Source organism: Bradyrhizobium sp. 2S1 (genome assembly GCF_011516625.5).
GTDB classification, from domain to species: domain Bacteria; phylum Pseudomonadota; class Alphaproteobacteria; order Rhizobiales; family Xanthobacteraceae; genus Bradyrhizobium; species Bradyrhizobium septentrionale.
The window spans coordinates 9,826,373-9,846,011 of record NZ_CP147717.1 but is presented as its reverse complement, the minus strand read 5'-3'; the positions used below and the strand labels follow the sequence as shown (position 1 = coordinate 9,846,011).

At 65.6% G+C, this 19,639-nt stretch carries 1 protein-coding gene (only partly in view); it reads left to right on the top strand.

Annotation, left to right across the window (positions count from 1 at the left end; genetic code table 11):
• A protein-coding gene (locus HAP54_RS46760; protein WP_210297447.1) for a non-ribosomal peptide synthase/polyketide synthase crosses the window boundary here: on the top strand, positions 1 to 19,639 show its 3' portion. 12,425 nt of this gene lie to the left of the window's left edge; only the last 19,639 of its 32,064 coding nucleotides appear in the window; the start codon falls outside the window, past its left edge; it ends in the stop codon at positions 19,637 to 19,639.

Sequence of the window (19,639 nt, the reverse complement as noted above, 5' to 3'; positions counted from 1 at the left end):
GCCGTTTGGCTTGAGCGAGGTCCACGGCGACGGCTGCGGGGTTCACGAGGCCCATCGGATGCTGCCGCAGGCGCTCAACGCGCGATTGCGCAGCCAGGCGCGACGGCTGGGTGTGAGCCTGGCGAGCCTGTGCCATCTGGCCTGGGGACAGGTGGTGGCGCGCAGCAGCGGGCGCGAGCAGGTGGTGTTCGGCACGGTGCTGTTCGGCCGCATGCATGGCGGGGCCGGTGGCGACCGCACCATGGGCCTGTTCATCAACACCCTGCCGCTGCGGCTCGACCTGGACGGCACCGCCGTCGAGGCGAGCGTGCGGAGCACGCATGCGCGGCTCGCCGAGCTGCTGGCGCACGAGCATGCCTCGCTGGCGCTGGCGCAACGCTGCAGCGGCGTTGCAGCGTCGGCGCCGCTGTTCAGCGCGCTGTTGAACTACCGCCACAACACGCCGACGCCAATCTCTGGATCGGACGATGTGTTGTCCGGCATCGAATGGCTGGGCGGAGAGGAGCGCACCAACTATCCGCTGACCTTGTCGGTGGAGGATTTTGGCGAGGCGCTGGGTCTGACGGCGCAGGTGACGGAGGGGGTCTCTGCAGATCGGGTCTGCGGCTACATGCAGCGCTCGCTCGAGCAACTTGCGGAGGCGCTGGAGCGGGCGCCGAACACGCCGGTGCGGGAGCTGGACATCCTGCCGTCCGCTGAGCGGGCGTATCTGCTGGAGGAGCTGAACCGGACGGCGGCGGCGTATCCGTCGGAGAAGTGCATCCACGAGCTGTTCGAGGCGCAGGTAGCCAGGGCAGCGGACGCGGTGGCGGTGGTCTGTGCGGACGAGCGCGTCAGCTATGGCGAGCTCAATGCGCGGGCCAACCGCCTGGCGCATCATCTGATCGGGCTCGGGGTGAGGCCGGACCAGCCGGTGGCGATCTGCCTTGAGCGCAGCGTGGCGATGGTGGTGGGGCTTCTGGCGATCCTCAAGGCCGGGGGCGCCTACCTGCCGCTGGACCCGGCCTATCCAAGCGCGCGGCTCAAGCAGGTGCTTGAGGATGCGGCGCCGCGGCTGCTGCTGGCTGACGCGGCCGGACGATCCGTGCTGGGCAGCGCCGCGCTGGCCGATGTCAGCGTGGTCGATCTTACGACAGCCACACCCGCCTGGGCAAACCTGCCCGCCTGCGATCCGGACCCGCGCGCGCTCGGCCTGAGCTCGCGCCACCTCGCCTATGTGATCTACACCTCCGGATCAACAGGCACGCCAAAAGGCGTCATGGTCGAGCATCGGAGCTTGGTCAATCTTGTAGCATGGCATGTGCAAACGTTTTGTCCGCAGCGAGATACCCGCTGCGCACTCACGGCTGGACTAGCATTCGATGCCAGCAGTTGGGAACTATGGTCTGCGTTATGTAACCGCAGCAGCTTGCTGCTTCCGCCCAGAACATCAGCGGGAGATTCTCTCCATCTGTTAGAATGGTGGCGTGATCAATCGCTGGACGTCGCCTTTTTGATCACGCCGCTCGCTACAATCGCGTTAGAAGATAAGCTGATAAATCCCACATTGGAGTACTTGCTTGTTGGCGGGGATCGTCTCCAGCGTGTGCCTGCGTCTCTACCGGCGGCTCTCAAGCTAATAAACAACTACGGCCCTACCGAAGTGACGGTGGTGGCGACCTCGGGACGGCTCTTCAGCGACAACGCTGTGCCGCATATCGGCCGTCCGATTGCGAACACGCGGGTGTATCTGCTTGATGGTCATGGCGCGCTGGTTCCGTTTGGGGCGGTGGGGGAGTTCTACATTGGCGGGGCCGGGGTTGCGCGTGGGTATCTGAACCGTCCGGAGCTGACGGCGGAGCGGTTCATGGCGAGCCCGTTTGTGGAGGGCGACCGGCTGTACCGGACCGGGGATCTTGCGCGCTACCTGCCGGACGGCAATCTGGAGTTTTTGGGGCGCAACGACGAGCAGGTGAAGATCCGCGGCTTCCGGATCGAGCCTGGCGAGATCGCGGCGCGGCTTGCCGAGCACGCCTGGGTGCGCGAGGCGGTGGTGGTGGCGCGCGAGGATGGCCGCGGCGACAAGCATCTTGTCGGCTATGTGGTGTGCGCGCCCGAGGTCGGATCGGAGGAGCTGGATGGCGGCGCGCTGGCCGGCACCTTGCGCGCACACTTGAGTGCGCGGCTGCCGGAGTACATGGTGCCGGCTGCGTTTGTGCGGCTTGAGGCGCTGCCGCTGACGGTGAACGGCAAGCTGGACCGCCAGGCGCTGCCGGCCCCGGAAGATGAGGCCTATGCGCGCCGCGCCTACGAGCCGCCGCAAGGCGCGGTCGAGACGGCGCTGGCCGAGCTGTGGGCGCAGCTTCTGGGGCTGGAGCGGGTCGGGCGGCACGACCACTTCTTCGAACTGGGCGGCCATTCGCTGCTGGCGGTGCAACTGATGGAGTGTCTGCGGCGGCTGTCGCTCGGCATCGAGGTGCGCACTCTGTTCGCCAAGCCGGTGCTGGCCGATCTGGCGGCAAGCCTTGGCAGCCATCGCGAGGTGGCGGTCCCGGCCAACCTGATCACCGAGCAGAGTCCGGCGATCACGCCAGAGCTGCTGCCGCTGATCGAGCTGGCGCAGGAAGAGATCGACCGGATCGTCGCCACGGTGCCCGGTGGTGTCAGTAACATCCAGGACATTTATGGCTTGTCGCCGCTGCAGGACGGCATCCTGTTCCATCATCTGTTGGCGGCAACGGGCGATCCCTACCTGCTGGTCTGGCAGATGGCGTTTGCCGATCGTGAGCTGCTCGATCGCTATCTGGCCGCGGTCCAGCGGATAGTGGATCGGCACGACATTCTGCGCACCTCATTTGTCTGGGAGGGCTTGTCGCGTCCGGCCCAGGTGGTGTGGCGCACCGCGCCACTGGAGGTGACCGAGGTCGAGCTGGATGGGTGTGATGGTCCCGGCTCCACACAGCTGAGGCTCAGGTTTGATCCGCGCCAGCACCGCATCGACCTTGGTCGGGCGCCGCTGTTGCGGTTTGTGATTGCCCGCGAGCCCGGCAGCGGGCGCTGGGTGCTGCAGCAGCTGCAGCACCATTTGATTGGGGATCACAACACACAGGAGGTGATGCATGCCGAGGTCCGGGCTGTGCTGGAGGGACGCGAGCACGAGCTTGCAGCGCCGCAGCCGTTCCGCAATCTGGTGGCGCAGGCACATCTCGGCGGTGATGCCAGTGCGCATGAAGCGTTCTTCCGGACGATGCTGGCCGACATCGATGAGCCGACCGCGCCGTTTGGCTTGAGCGAGGTCCACGGCGACGGCTGCGGGGTTCACGAGGCCCATCGGATGCTGCCGCAGGCGCTCAACGCGCGATTGCGCAGCCAGGCGCGACGGCTGGGTGTGAGCCTGGCGAGCCTGTGCCATCTGGCCTGGGGACAGGTGGTGGCGCGCAGCAGCGGGCGCGAGCAGGTGGTGTTCGGCACGGTGCTGTTCGGCCGCATGCATGGCGGGGCCGGTGGCGACCGCACCATGGGCCTGTTCATCAACACCCTGCCGCTGCGGCTCGACCTGGACGGCACCGCCGTCGAGGCGAGCGTGCGGAGCACGCATGCGCGGCTCGCCGAGCTGCTGGCGCACGAGCATGCCTCGCTGGCGCTGGCGCAACGCTGCAGCGGCGTTGCAGCGTCGGCGCCGCTGTTCAGCGCGCTGTTGAACTACCGCCACAACACGCCGACGCCAATCTCTGGATCGGACGATGTGTTGTCCGGCATCGAATGGCTGGGCGGAGAGGAGCGCACCAACTATCCGCTGACCTTGTCGGTGGAGGATTTTGGCGAGGCGCTGGGTCTGACGGCGCAGGTGACGGAGGGGGTCTCTGCAGATCGGGTCTGCGGCTACATGCAGCGCTCGCTCGAGCAACTTGCGGAGGCGCTGGAGCGGGCGCCGAACACGCCGGTGCGGGAGCTGGACATCCTGCCGTCCGCTGAGCGGGCGTATCTGCTGGAGGAGCTGAACCGGACGGCGGCGGCGTATCCGTCGGAGAAGTGCATCCACGAGCTGTTCGAGGCGCAGGTAGCCAGGGCAGCGGACGCGGTGGCGGTGGTCTGTGCGGACGAGCGCGTCAGCTATGGCGAGCTCAATGCGCGGGCCAACCGCCTGGCGCATCATCTGATCGGGCTCGGGGTGAGGCCGGACCAGCCGGTGGCGATCTGCCTTGAGCGCAGCGTGGCGATGGTGGTGGGGCTTCTGGCGATCCTCAAGGCCGGGGGCGCCTACCTGCCGCTGGACCCGGCCTATCCAAGCGCGCGGCTCAAGCAGGTGCTTGAGGATGCGGCGCCGCGGCTGCTGCTGGCTGACGCGGCCGGACGATCCGTGCTGGGCAGCGCCGCGCTGGCCGATGTCAGCGTGGTCGATCTTACGACAGCCACACCCGCCTGGGCAAACCTGCCCGCCTGCGATCCGGACCCGCGCGCGCTCGGCCTGAGCTCGCGCCACCTCGCCTATGTGATCTACACCTCCGGATCAACAGGCACGCCAAAAGGCGTCATGGTCGAGCATGCTCAGATTGTTCGTCTGTTCGAGGCGACGCAGGACTGGTATGGCTTCACCGAGCACGACGTATGGTGCCTGTTCCACTCCTTCTCGTTCGACTTCTCCGTGTGGGAGTTGTGGGGCGCACTGCGTTATGGTGGTCGTTTGATTCTCGTGTCGAGCGATACCGCTCGCTCTGCTCCTGACTTCCATGATCTCATCTGCAAGTCGGGCGTTACAGTTCTGAACCAGACTCCTTCGGCTTTTAAAGCTCTCTTGGATCTGGAGTGTCAGAGCAGCAGTGTTGGAAACCGTCTTCGCTATGTGATTTTTGGTGGGGAGACTCTGGAACCATCGATTCTGAAGCTGTGGTATGCAAGGCATTCCGATCATTCCCCAAAACTGATCAATATGTACGGCATCACGGAAACAACCGTGCATGCCACCTATCGGCCTCTTGATCCGCCTGATATCGCCGATTCGGGCAGTCTGATCGGAAGGCGCATCCCCGATCTTCGGGTGTATCTGCTTGATGGTCATGGCGCGCTGGTTCCGTTTGGGGCGGTGGGGGAGCTCTACATTGGCGGGGCCGGGGTTGCGCGTGGGTATCTGAACCGTCCGGAGCTGACGGCGGAGCGGTTCATGGCGAGCCCGTTTGTGGAGGGCGACCGGCTGTACCGGACCGGGGATCTTGCGCGCTACCTGCCGGACGGCAATCTGGAGTTTTTGGGGCGCAACGACGAGCAGGTGAAGATCCGCGGCTTCCGGATCGAGCCTGGCGAGATCGCGGCGCGGCTTGCCGAGCACGCCTGGGTGCGCGAGGCGGTGGTGGTGGCGCGCGAGGATGGCCGCGGCGACAAGCATCTTGTCGGCTATGTGGTGTGCGCGCCCGAGGTCGGATCGGAGGAGCTGGATGGCGGCGCGCTGGCCGGCACCTTGCGCGCACACTTGAGTGCGCGGCTGCCGGAGTACATGGTGCCGGCTGCGTTTGTGCGGCTTGAGGCGCTGCCGCTGACGGTGAACGGCAAGCTGGACCGCCAGGCGCTGCCGGCCCCGGAAGATGAGGCCTATGCGCGCCGCGCCTACGAGCCGCCGCAAGGCGCGGTCGAGACGGCGCTGGCCGAGCTGTGGGCGCAGCTTCTGGGGCTGGAGCGGGTCGGGCGGCACGACCACTTCTTCGAACTGGGCGGCCACTCGCTGCTGGCGGTGCGGTTGTTGAGCCGGATCTCGCAGGCGCTGGGTGTCGAGCTGCCGCTGAGGACGCTGTTTGCCAAGCCGGTGCTGGCCGATCTGGCGACGAGCGTCGTAGATGAGTTGAGCCGCTCCGGTCCGCAAGACCTGCCGGCCATAGCGCCTGTGTCTCGCGAAGCGCCTCTTGCGCTGTCGTTTGCGCAGCAGCGGCTGTGGTTTTTGGCGCAACTGGATCAGACCAGCACGACCTACCACATTCCGCTGGCGTGGCGGCTGCGGGGGGGGCTTGACCGCACCGCCTGGCGGCGCAGCCTCGATCGTGTGTTGGCGCGTCATGAGGCGCTGCGGAGCATTTTTGTCGCCTCGGAGGGCAAGCCCTGGGTCGAGGTGCTGCCGCCGGATGCGGGGCTGCCGGTGCTGGAGCACGATCTGCGGGACATGGTCGATGCGCAAGCCGCGCTGTCGGAGCTGTGCCAGGAGGAAGCGCGCACGCCATTCGATCTGGCGCGCGGCCCGCTGATCCGCGGTCGGCTAGTCTGCACCTCCGATGAGGAGCACGTGTTCCTGCTGACGCAGCATCATATTGTCTCGGACGGCTGGTCGCTGGGCGTGCTGGTGCGTGAGCTCGGTCAGCTGTACCGGGCGTTTGAGGCTGGACAAGATGATCCACTGCCGGCGCTTGCGATCCAGTATCCGGACTATGCCGCCTGGCAGCGGCAGTGGCTGTCGGGCGAGTGGCTCTCGAGCCAGATGCAGTATTGGCGGAACAATCTATCTGGTGTCCCGGCGCGTCTTGCGTTGCCGACGGACCGGCCGCGGCCGGCGCGCCAGTCGTTTGCCGGGGCCGGTATGGCGGTCGTCATCGATGCGGATCTGACGCGGCGCTTGAGGCGGCTGAGCCGGCGGCATGGCACGACGTTGTTCATGACGGTGCTGGCGGCGTGGGCTGCGGTGCTGTCGCGCCTGTCGGGGCAGGACGACATTGTAATCGGGGTGCCGAGCGCCAATCGCGGCCGCCGCGAGATCGAAGGGCTGATCGGCTTCTTCGTCAATACGCTGGCGCTTCGCCTCGACCTGTCTGGGGAGCCGAGCGTGGCGGAGCTGTTGGAGCGGACGCGGCGCACGGCCTTGGCGGCGCAGGAACATCAGGACCTGCCGTTTGAACAAGTGGTGGAGATCGTGCAGCCGCCACGGCGTCTTGATCACACGCCGTTGTTCCAGGTGATGCTGGCCTGGGAGAACAGCGCCGATGTGTCCTTCGATCTTCCCGGGCTGAGTGTGGAGGCGGCGGGTGGGAGTTACGATCAGGTCAAGTTCGATCTGGAGCTGAACTTAAGCGAGCATGGCGAGGTCATCGCCGGGACGCTGGGGTATGCGACGGCGCTGTTCGATGAAGCGACGATCGAGCGGCAGCGTGGTTATCTGCTGGCGCTGCTGGGTGCGATGGTTGCCGATGCCGAGCAGCCGGTTGGGCGGATTGAGCTGCTGCCGTCCGCTGAGCGGGCGTATCTGCTGGAGGAGCTGAACCGGACGGCGGCGGCGTATCCGTCGGAGAAGTGCATCCACGAGCTGTTCGAGGCGCAGGTAGCCAGGGCAGCGGACGCGGTGGCGGTGGTCTGTGCGGACGAGCGCGTCAGCTATGGCGAGCTCAATGCGCGGGCCAACCGCCTGGCGCATCATCTGATCGGGCTCGGGGTGAGGCCGGACCAGCCGGTGGCGATCTGCCTTGAGCGCAGCGTGGCGATGGTGGTGGGGCTTCTGGCGATCCTCAAGGCCGGGGGCGCCTACCTGCCGCTGGACCCGGCCTATCCAAGCGCGCGGCTCAAGCAGGTGCTTGAGGATGCGGCGCCGCGGCTGCTGCTGGCTGACGCGGCCGGACGATCCGTGCTGGGCAGCGCCGCGCTGGCCGATGTCAGCGTGGTCGATCTTACGACAGCCACACCCGCCTGGGCAAACCTGCCCGCCTGCGATCCGGACCCGCGCGCGCTCGGCCTGAGCTCGCGCCACCTCGCCTATGTGATCTACACCTCCGGATCAACAGGCACGCCAAAAGGCGTCATGGTCGAGCATGCTCAGATTGTTCGTCTGTTCGAGGCGACGCTGGACTGGTATGGCTTCACCGAGCACGACGTATGGTGCCTGTTCCACTCCTTCTCGTTCGACTTCTCCGTGTGGGAGTTGTGGGGCGCACTGCGTTATGGTGGTCGTTTGATTCTCGTGTCGAGCGATACCGCTCGCTCTGCTCCTGACTTCCATGATCTCATCTGCAAGTCGGGCGTTACAGTTCTGAACCAGACTCCTTCGGCTTTTAAAGCTCTCTTGGATCTGGAGTGTCAGAGCAGCAGTGTTGGAAACCGTCTTCGCTATGTGATTTTTGGTGGGGAGACTCTGGAACCATCGATTCTGAAGCTGTGGTATGCAAGGCATTCCGATCATTCCCCAAAACTGATCAATATGTACGGCATCACGGAAACAACCGTGCATGCCACCTATCGGCCTCTTGATCCGCCTGATATCGCCGATTCGGGCAGTCTGATCGGAAGGCGCATCCCCGATCTTCGGGTGTATCTGCTTGATGGTCATGGCGCGCTGGTTCCGTTTGGGGCGGTGGGGGAGCTCTACATTGGCGGGGCCGGGGTTGCGCGTGGGTATCTGAACCGTCCGGAGCTGACGGCGGAGCGGTTCATGGCGAGCCCGTTTGTGGAGGGCGACCGGCTGTACCGGACCGGGGATCTTGCGCGCTACCTGCCGGACGGCAATCTGGAGTTTTTGGGGCGCAACGACGAGCAGGTGAAGATCCGCGGCTTCCGGATCGAGCCTGGCGAGATCGCGGCGCGGCTTGCCGAGCACGCCTGGGTGCGCGAGGCGGTGGTGGTGGCGCGCGAGGATGGCCGCGGCGACAAGCATCTTGTCGGCTATGTGGTGTGCGCGCCCGAGGTCGGATCGGAGGAGCTGGATGGCGGCGCGCTGGCCGGCACCTTGCGCGCACACTTGAGTGCGCGGCTGCCGGAGTACATGGTGCCGGCTGCGTTTGTGCGGCTTGAGGCGCTGCCGCTGACGGTGAACGGCAAGCTGGACCGCCAGGCGCTGCCGGCCCCGGAAGATGAGGCCTATGCGCGCCGCGCCTACGAGCCGCCGCAAGGCGCGGTCGAGACGGCGCTGGCCGAGCTGTGGGCGCAGCTTCTGGGGCTGGAGCGGGTCGGGCGGCACGACCACTTCTTCGAACTGGGCGGCCATTCGCTGCTGGCGGTGCAACTGATGGAGTGTCTGCGGCGGCTGTCGCTCGGCATCGAGGTGCGCACTCTGTTCGCCAAGCCGGTGCTGGCCGATCTGGCGGCAAGCCTTGGCAGCCATCGCGAGGTGGCGGTCCCGGCCAACCTGATCACCGAGCAGAGTCCGGCGATCACGCCAGAGCTGCTGCCGCTGATCGAGCTGGCGCAGGAAGAGATCGACCGGATCGTCGCCACGGTGCCCGGTGGTGTCAGTAACATCCAGGACATTTATGGCTTGTCGCCGCTGCAGGACGGCATCCTGTTCCATCATCTGTTGGCGGCAACGGGCGATCCCTACCTGCTGGTCTGGCAGATGGCGTTTGCCGATCGTGAGCTGCTCGATCGCTATCTGGCCGCGGTCCAGCGGATAGTGGATCGGCACGACATTCTGCGCACCTCATTTGTCTGGGAGGGCTTGTCGCGTCCGGCCCAGGTGGTGTGGCGCACCGCGCCACTGGAGGTGACCGAGGTCGAGCTGGATGGGTGTGATGGTCCCGGCTCCACACAGCTGAGGCTCAGGTTTGATCCGCGCCAGCACCGCATCGACCTTGGTCGGGCGCCGCTGTTGCGGTTTGTGATTGCCCGCGAGCCCGGCAGCGGGCGCTGGGTGCTGCAGCAGCTGCAGCACCATTTGATTGGGGATCACAACACACAGGAGGTGATGCATGCCGAGGTCCGGGCTGTGCTGGAGGGACGCGAGCACGAGCTTGCAGCGCCGCAGCCGTTCCGCAATCTGGTGGCGCAGGCACATCTCGGCGGTGATGCCAGTGCGCATGAAGCGTTCTTCCGGACGATGCTGGCCGACATCGATGAGCCGACCGCGCCGTTTGGCTTGAGCGAGGTCCACGGCGACGGCTGCGGGGTTCACGAGGCCCATCGGATGCTGCCGCAGGCGCTCAACGCGCGATTGCGCAGCCAGGCGCGACGGCTGGGTGTGAGCCTGGCGAGCCTGTGCCATCTGGCCTGGGGACAGGTGGTGGCGCGCAGCAGCGGGCGCGAGCAGGTGGTGTTCGGCACGGTGCTGTTCGGCCGCATGCATGGCGGGGCCGGTGGCGACCGCACCATGGGCCTGTTCATCAACACCCTGCCGCTGCGGCTCGACCTGGACGGCACCGCCGTCGAGGCGAGCGTGCGGAGCACGCATGCGCGGCTCGCCGAGCTGCTGGCGCACGAGCATGCCTCGCTGGCGCTGGCGCAACGCTGCAGCGGCGTTGCAGCGTCGGCGCCGCTGTTCAGCGCGCTGTTGAACTACCGCCACAACACGCCGACGCCAATCTCTGGATCGGACGATGTGTTGTCCGGCATCGAATGGCTGGGCGGAGAGGAGCGCACCAACTATCCGCTGACCTTGTCGGTGGAGGATTTTGGCGAGGCGCTGGGTCTGACGGCGCAGGTGACGGAGGGGGTCTCTGCAGATCGGGTCTGCGGCTACATGCAGCGCTCGCTCGAGCAACTTGCGGAGGCGCTGGAGCGGGCGCCGAACACGCCGGTGCGGGAGCTGGACATCCTGCCGTCCGCTGAGCGGGCGTATCTGCTGGAGGAGCTGAACCGGACGGCGGCGGCGTATCCGTCGGAGAAGTGCATCCACGAGCTGTTCGAGGCGCAGGTAGCCAGGGCAGCGGACGCGGTGGCGGTGGTCTGTGCGGACGAGCGCGTCAGCTATGGCGAGCTCAATGCGCGGGCCAACCGCCTGGCGCATCATCTGATCGGGCTCGGGGTGAGGCCGGACCAGCCGGTGGCGATCTGCCTTGAGCGCAGCGTGGCGATGGTGGTGGGGCTTCTGGCGATCCTCAAGGCCGGGGGCGCCTACCTGCCGCTGGACCCGGCCTATCCAAGCGCGCGGCTCAAGCAGGTGCTTGAGGATGCGGCGCCGCGGCTGCTGCTGGCTGACGCGGCCGGACGATCCGTGCTGGGCAGCGCCGCGCTGGCCGATGTCAGCGTGGTCGATCTTACGACAGCCACACCCGCCTGGGCAAACCTGCCCGCCTGCGATCCGGACCCGCGCGCGCTCGGCCTGAGCTCGCGCCACCTCGCCTATGTGATCTACACCTCCGGATCAACAGGCACGCCAAAAGGCGTCATGGTCGAGCATCGGAGCTTGGTCAATCTTGTAGCATGGCATGTGCAAACGTTTTGTCCGCAGCGAGATACCCGCTGCGCACTCACGGCTGGACTAGCATTCGATGCCAGCAGTTGGGAACTATGGTCTGCGTTATGTAACCGCAGCAGCTTGCTGCTTCCGCCCAGAACATCAGCGGGAGATTCTCTCCATCTGTTAGAATGGTGGCGTGATCAATCGCTGGACGTCGCCTTTTTGATCACGCCGCTCGCTACAATCGCGTTAGAAGATAAGCTGATAAATCCCACATTGGAGTACTTGCTTGTTGGCGGGGATCGTCTCCAGCGTGTGCCTGCGTCTCTACCGGCGGCTCTCAAGCTAATAAACAACTACGGCCCTACCGAAGTGACGGTGGTGGCGACCTCGGGACGGCTCTTCAGCGACAACGCTGTGCCGCATATCGGCCGTCCGATTGCGAACACGCGGGTGTATCTGCTTGATGGTCATGGCGCGCTGGTTCCGTTTGGGGCGGTGGGGGAGTTCTACATTGGCGGGGCCGGGGTTGCGCGTGGGTATCTGAACCGTCCGGAGCTGACGGCGGAGCGGTTCATGGCGAGCCCGTTTGTGGAGGGCGACCGGCTGTACCGGACCGGGGATCTTGCGCGCTACCTGCCGGACGGCAATCTGGAGTTTTTGGGGCGCAACGACGAGCAGGTGAAGATCCGCGGCTTCCGGATCGAGCCTGGCGAGATCGCGGCGCGGCTTGCCGAGCACGCCTGGGTGCGCGAGGCGGTGGTGGTGGCGCGCGAGGATGGCCGCGGCGACAAGCATCTTGTCGGCTATGTGGTGTGCGCGCCCGAGGTCGGATCGGAGGAGCTGGATGGCGGCGCGCTGGCCGGCACCTTGCGCGCACACTTGAGTGCGCGGCTGCCGGAGTACATGGTGCCGGCTGCGTTTGTGCGGCTTGAGGCGCTGCCGCTGACGGTGAACGGCAAGCTGGACCGCCAGGCGCTGCCGGCCCCGGAAGATGAGGCCTATGCGCGCCGCGCCTACGAGCCGCCGCAAGGCGCGGTCGAGACGGCGCTGGCCGAGCTGTGGGCGCAGCTTCTGGGGCTGGAGCGGGTCGGGCGGCACGACCACTTCTTCGAACTGGGCGGCCATTCGCTGCTGGCGGTGCAACTGATGGAGTGTCTGCGGCGGCTGTCGCTCGGCATCGAGGTGCGCACTCTGTTCGCCAAGCCGGTGCTGGCCGATCTGGCGGCAAGCCTTGGCAGCCATCGCGAGGTGGCGGTCCCGGCCAACCTGATCACCGAGCAGAGTCCGGCGATCACGCCAGAGCTGCTGCCGCTGATCGAGCTGGCGCAGGAAGAGATCGACCGGATCGTCGCCACGGTGCCCGGTGGTGTCAGTAACATCCAGGACATTTATGGCTTGTCGCCGCTGCAGGACGGCATCCTGTTCCATCATCTGTTGGCGGCAACGGGCGATCCCTACCTGCTGGTCTGGCAGATGGCGTTTGCCGATCGTGAGCTGCTCGATCGCTATCTGGCCGCGGTCCAGCGGATAGTGGATCGGCACGACATTCTGCGCACCTCATTTGTCTGGGAGGGCTTGTCGCGTCCGGCCCAGGTGGTGTGGCGCACCGCGCCACTGGAGGTGACCGAGGTCGAGCTGGATGGGTGTGATGGTCCCGGCTCCACACAGCTGAGGCTCAGGTTTGATCCGCGCCAGCACCGCATCGACCTTGGTCGGGCGCCGCTGTTGCGGTTTGTGATTGCCCGCGAGCCCGGCAGCGGGCGCTGGGTGCTGCAGCAGCTGCAGCACCATTTGATTGGGGATCACAACACACAGGAGGTGATGCATGCCGAGGTCCGGGCTGTGCTGGAGGGACGCGAGCACGAGCTTGCAGCGCCGCAGCCGTTCCGCAATCTGGTGGCGCAGGCACATCTCGGCGGTGATGCCAGTGCGCATGAAGCGTTCTTCCGGACGATGCTGGCCGACATCGATGAGCCGACCGCGCCGTTTGGCTTGAGCGAGGTCCACGGCGACGGCTGCGGGGTTCACGAGGCCCATCGGATGCTGCCGCAGGCGCTCAACGCGCGATTGCGCAGCCAGGCGCGACGGCTGGGTGTGAGCCTGGCGAGCCTGTGCCATCTGGCCTGGGGACAGGTGGTGGCGCGCAGCAGCGGGCGCGAGCAGGTGGTGTTCGGCACGGTGCTGTTCGGCCGCATGCATGGCGGGGCCGGTGGCGACCGCACCATGGGCCTGTTCATCAACACCCTGCCGCTGCGGCTCGACCTGGACGGCACCGCCGTCGAGGCGAGCGTGCGGAGCACGCATGCGCGGCTCGCCGAGCTGCTGGCGCACGAGCATGCCTCGCTGGCGCTGGCGCAACGCTGCAGCGGCGTTGCAGCGTCGGCGCCGCTGTTCAGCGCGCTGTTGAACTACCGCCACAACACGCCGACGCCAATCTCTGGATCGGACGATGTGTTGTCCGGCATCGAATGGCTGGGCGGAGAGGAGCGCACCAACTATCCGCTGACCTTGTCGGTGGAGGATTTTGGCGAGGCGCTGGGTCTGACGGCGCAGGTGACGGAGGGGGTCTCTGCAGATCGGGTCTGCGGCTACATGCAGCGCTCGCTCGAGCAACTTGCGGAGGCGCTGGAGCGGGCGCCGAACACGCCGGTGCGGGAGCTGGACATCCTGCCGTCCGCTGAGCGGGCGTATCTGCTGGAGGAGCTGAACCGGACGGCGGCGGCGTATCCGTCGGAGAAGTGCATCCACGAGCTGTTCGAGGCGCAGGTAGCCAGGGCAGCGGACGCGGTGGCGGTGGTCTGTGCGGACGAGCGCGTCAGCTATGGCGAGCTCAATGCGCGGGCCAACCGCCTGGCGCATCATCTGATCGGGCTCGGGGTGAGGCCGGACCAGCCGGTGGCGATCTGCCTTGAGCGCAGCGTGGCGATGGTGGTGGGGCTTCTGGCGATCCTCAAGGCCGGGGGCGCCTACCTGCCGCTGGACCCGGCCTATCCAAGCGCGCGGCTCAAGCAGGTGCTTGAGGATGCGGCGCCGCGGCTGCTGCTGGCTGACGCGGCCGGACGATCCGTGCTGGGCAGCGCCGCGCTGGCCGATGTCAGCGTGGTCGATCTTACGACAGCCACACCCGCCTGGGCAAACCTGCCCGCCTGCGATCCGGACCCGCGCGCGCTCGGCCTGAGCTCGCGCCACCTCGCCTATGTGATCTACACCTCCGGATCAACAGGCACGCCAAAAGGCGTCATGGTCGAGCATGCTCAGATTGTTCGTCTGTTCGAGGCGACGCAGGACTGGTATGGCTTCACCGAGCACGACGTATGGTGCCTGTTCCACTCCTTCTCGTTCGACTTCTCCGTGTGGGAGTTGTGGGGCGCACTGCGTTATGGTGGTCGTTTGATTCTCGTGTCGAGCGATACCGCTCGCTCTGCTCCTGACTTCCATGATCTCATCTGCAAGTCGGGCGTTACAGTTCTGAACCAGACTCCTTCGGCTTTTAAAGCTCTCTTGGATCTGGAGTGTCAGAGCAGCAGTGTTGGAAACCGTCTTCGCTATGTGATTTTTGGTGGGGAGACTCTGGAACCATCGATTCTGAAGCTGTGGTATGCAAGGCATTCCGATCATTCCCCAAAACTGATCAATATGTACGGCATCACGGAAACAACCGTGCATGCCACCTATCGGCCTCTTGATCCGCCTGATATCGCCGATTCGGGCAGTCTGATCGGAAGGCGCATCCCCGATCTTCGGGTGTATCTGCTTGATGGTCATGGCGCGCTGGTTCCGTTTGGGGCGGTGGGGGAGCTCTACATTGGCGGGGCCGGGGTTGCGCGTGGGTATCTGAACCGTCCGGAGCTGACGGCGGAGCGGTTCATGGCGAGCCCGTTTGTGGAGGGCGACCGGCTGTACCGGACCGGGGATCTTGCGCGCTACCTGCCGGACGGCAATCTGGAGTTTTTGGGGCGCAACGACGAGCAGGTGAAGATCCGCGGCTTCCGGATCGAGCCTGGCGAGATCGCGGCGCGGCTTGCCGAGCACGCCTGGGTGCGCGAGGCGGTGGTGGTGGCGCGCGAGGATGGCCGCGGCGACAAGCATCTTGTCGGCTATGTGGTGTGCGCGCCCGAGGTCGGATCGGAGGAGCTGGATGGCGGCGCGCTGGCCGGCACCTTGCGCGCACACTTGAGTGCGCGGCTGCCGGAGTACATGGTGCCGGCTGCGTTTGTGCGGCTTGAGGCGCTGCCGCTGACGGTGAACGGCAAGCTGGACCGCCAGGCGCTGCCGGCCCCGGAAGATGAGGCCTATGCGCGCCGCGCCTACGAGCCGCCGCAAGGCGCGGTCGAGACGGCGCTGGCCGAGCTGTGGGCGCAGCTTCTGGGGCTGGAGCGGGTCGGGCGGCACGACCACTTCTTCGAACTGGGCGGCCACTCGCTGCTGGCGGTGCGGTTGTTGAGCCGGATCTCGCAGGCGCTGGGTGTCGAGCTGCCGCTGAGGACGCTGTTTGCCAAGCCGGTGCTGGCCGATCTGGCGACGAGCGTCGTAGATGAGTTGAGCCGCTCCGGTCCGCAAGACCTGCCGGCCATAGCGCCTGTGTCTCGCGAAGCGCCTCTTGCGCTGTCGTTTGCGCAGCAGCGGCTGTGGTTTTTGGCGCAACTGGATCAGACCAGCACGACCTACCACATTCCGCTGGCGTGGCGGCTGCGGGGGGGGCTTGACCGCACCGCCTGGCGGCGCAGCCTCGATCGTGTGTTGGCGCGTCATGAGGCGCTGCGGAGCATTTTTGTCGCCTCGGAGGGCAAGCCCTGGGTCGAGGTGCTGCCGCCGGATGCGGGGCTGCCGGTGCTGGAGCACGATCTGCGGGACATGGTCGATGCGCAAGCCGCGCTGTCGGAGCTGTGCCAGGAGGAAGCGCGCACGCCATTCGATCTGGCGCGCGGCCCGCTGATCCGCGGTCGGCTAGTCTGCACCTCCGATGAGGAGCACGTGTTCCTGCTGACGCAGCATCATATTGTCTCGGACGGCTGGTCGCTGGGCGTGCTGGTGCGTGAGCTCGGTCAGCTGTACCGGGCGTTTGAGGCTGGACAAGATGATCCACTGCCGGCGCTTGCGATCCAGTATCCGGACTATGCCGCCTGGCAGCGGCAGTGGCTGTCGGGCGAGTGGCTCTCGAGCCAGATGCAGTATTGGCGGAACAATCTATCTGGTGTCCCGGCGCGTCTTGCGTTGCCGACGGACCGGCCGCGGCCGGCGCGCCAGTCGTTTGCCGGGGCCGGTATGGCGGTCGTCATCGATGCGGATCTGACGCGGCGCTTGAGGCGGCTGAGCCGGCGGCATGGCACGACGTTGTTCATGACGGTGCTGGCGGCGTGGGCTGCGGTGCTGTCGCGCCTGTCGGGGCAGGACGACATTGTAATCGGGGTGCCGAGCGCCAATCGCGGCCGCCGCGAGATCGAAGGGCTGATCGGCTTCTTCGTCAATACGCTGGCGCTTCGCCTCGACCTGTCTGGGGAGCCGAGCGTGGCGGAGCTGTTGGAGCGGACGCGGCGCACGGCCTTGGCGGCGCAGGAACATCAGGACCTGCCGTTTGAACAAGTGGTGGAGATCGTGCAGCCGCCACGGCGTCTTGATCACACGCCGTTGTTCCAGGTGATGCTGGCCTGGGAGAACAGCGCCGATGTGTCCTTCGATCTTCCCGGGCTGAGTGTGGAGGCGGCGGGTGGGAGTTACGATCAGGTCAAGTTCGATCTGGAGCTGAACTTAAGCGAGCATGGCGAGGTCATCGCCGGGACGCTGGGGTATGCGACGGCGCTGTTCGATGAAGCGACGATCGAGCGGCAGCGTGGTTATCTGCTGGCGCTGCTGGGTGCGATGGTTGCCGATGCCGAGCAGCCGGTTGGGCGGATTGAGCTGCTGCCGTCCGCTGAGCGGGCGTATCTGCTGGAGGAGCTGAACCGGACGGCGGCGGCGTATCCGTCGGAGAAGTGCATCCACGAGCTGTTCGAGGCGCAGGTAGCCAGGGCAGCGGACGCGGTGGCGGTGGTCTGTGCGGACGAGCGCGTCAGCTATGGCGAGCTCAATGCGCGGGCCAACCGCCTGGCGCATCATCTGATCGGGCTCGGGGTGAGGCCGGACCAGCCGGTGGCGATCTGCCTTGAGCGCAGCGTGGCGATGGTGGTGGGGCTTCTGGCGATCCTCAAGGCCGGGGGCGCCTACCTGCCGCTGGACCCGGCCTATCCAAGCGCGCGGCTCAAGCAGGTGCTTGAGGATGCGGCGCCGCGGCTGCTGCTGGCCGACGCGGCCGGACGATCCGTGCTGGGCAGCGCCGCGCTGGCCGATGTCAGCGTGGTCGATCTTACGACAGCCACACCCGCCTGGGCAAACCTGCCCGCCTGCGATCCGGACCCGCGCGCGCTCGGCCTGAGCTCGCGCCACCTCGCCTATGTGATCTACACCTCCGGATCAACAGGCACGCCAAAAGGCGTCATGGTCGAGCATGCGAGCACGGTGAACCTGCTGCATTGGAATAGCGGCATCTCCGGGCTGTCAGAGATCGGCCGCATGCTGTTCTCGACCTCGATCAGTTTTGATCTGTCCGTCTATGAGTGCTTCGTTCCGCTTTCGCAAGGATGCACTCTGTATGTTGTCGAGAATGCGCTGGCGCTGGTCGAGCGATCTTTGGATGTCTCCCTTATCAACACAGTGCCCTCGGCGATCGCCGCTCTGCTCGATAAGAACGCAGTGCCGCCTTCGACAAGCGCTATCAATTTGGCTGGCGAGCGGCTGAAGGCAGGTCTGATCGAGAGGATTTTCGAGAGCAGTCGCGTGGAGAAGCTTTGTAATCTGTACGCGCCTTCCGAAACAACGACGTACTCGACCTGGATCTGCATACGAAGGGGAGACGCTGTCGTTGAGACGATCGGCCGTCCGATTGCGAACACGCGGGTGTATCTGCTTGATGGTCATGGCGCGCTGGTTCCGTTTGGGGCGGTGGGGGAGCTCTACATTGGCGGGGCCGGGGTTGCGCGTGGGTATCTGAACCGTCCGGAGCTGACGGCGGAGCGGTTCATGGCGAGCCCGTTTGTGGAGGGCGACCGGCTGTACCGGACCGGGGATCTTGCGCGCTACCTGCCGGACGGCAATCTGGAGTTTTTGGGGCGCAACGACGAGCAGGTGAAGATCCGCGGCTTCCGGATCGAGCCTGGCGAGATCGCGGCGCGGCTTGCCGAGCACGCCTGGGTGCGCGAGGCGGTGGTGGTGGCGCGCGAGGATGGCCGCGGCGACAAGCATCTTGTCGGCTATGTGGTGTGCGCGCCCGAGGTCGGATCGGAGGAGCTGGATGGCGGCGCGCTGGCCGGCACCTTGCGCGCACACTTGAGTGCGCGGCTGCCGGAGTACATGGTGCCGGCTGCGTTTGTGCGGCTTGAGGCGCTGCCGCTGACGGTGAACGGCAAGCTGGACCGCCAGGCGCTGCCGGCCCCGGAAGATGAGGCCTATGCGCGCCGCGCCTACGAGCCGCCGCAAGGCGCGGTCGAGACGGCGCTGGCCGAGCTGTGGGCGCAGCTTCTGGGGCTGGAGCGGGTCGGGCGGCACGACCACTTCTTCGAACTGGGCGGCCATTCGCTGCTGGCGGTGCAACTGCTCAGTCGCGCAGTCGATCTCGGGATCAAGTTCAGCGCCGCCGACCTCTTCCGAGCCCCCGTTCTAAAGGAACTTGCATTGAACATTGAATCACAGCCCAGCAGGCCGGGACCGATCTGTGTTCGAGACACCGGATTGGAGCCGCCGCTGTTTTTTGTTCCCACAGGTTTGGGCGATTGCTCCTACGTCCTCAGTTTGGTGCAGCGAATGAACGTAGCATGTCCTGTCTACGCTTTGCCATGGCCGCCATTCGGTGAAGTTCAATTTCCAACGCTTGAAGAGATAGCCTCGCAGGTAAGTTTGGCGATTAGAGAGATCCAGCCACGAGGTCCATATCGGTTCGCTGGATACTCATCAGGAGGAATCTTGGCTTACGCCATTGCGCAGCAGCTACTGGATCTCGACGAAGCTGTTTCATTCGTCGCTCTGATTGACGTTATGTTACCTGCAAGTCCATCAAGCGTAGCACCCACCCAAATGGTACAAGAAGTGCTGCTGGAAACTCTCGAATTAGATGACGAGATGTTCAAAGTACTTGAACGCTTCGCCGGACGAAGTTCAATTTCTCAGTTCATGAAAAAGGCACAGGAAATCGGGGCGATCCCTCTGGATCGCAACCTCCACAATGAGATTCTGACGTATGAAAGGGCCATGCAGTTCCAGCGGGCGCTGGACTCGTATCAAGTTCCGTCCCTCCCGGTCGAGATATTCCAGTTCTATGCCAACGAATCTCTGAGCCATCGGGCACGATCTCGCAAAAACTTACTAGGTCCAGAAGCAAGTTCGCCTTTGCGGGGGTGGGACCGAATTTTGAGCGCGGAGGCCATTCCTGCCGTGCCAATTCCAGGCGACCACGTGACTATGATGAGTGTCCCGGAAAACCGCCAAGTTCTGGCTCGACACCTATCAATGGCTCTAACCCGCATTTCTCACAGTACTGACGCCGCTTTGTGA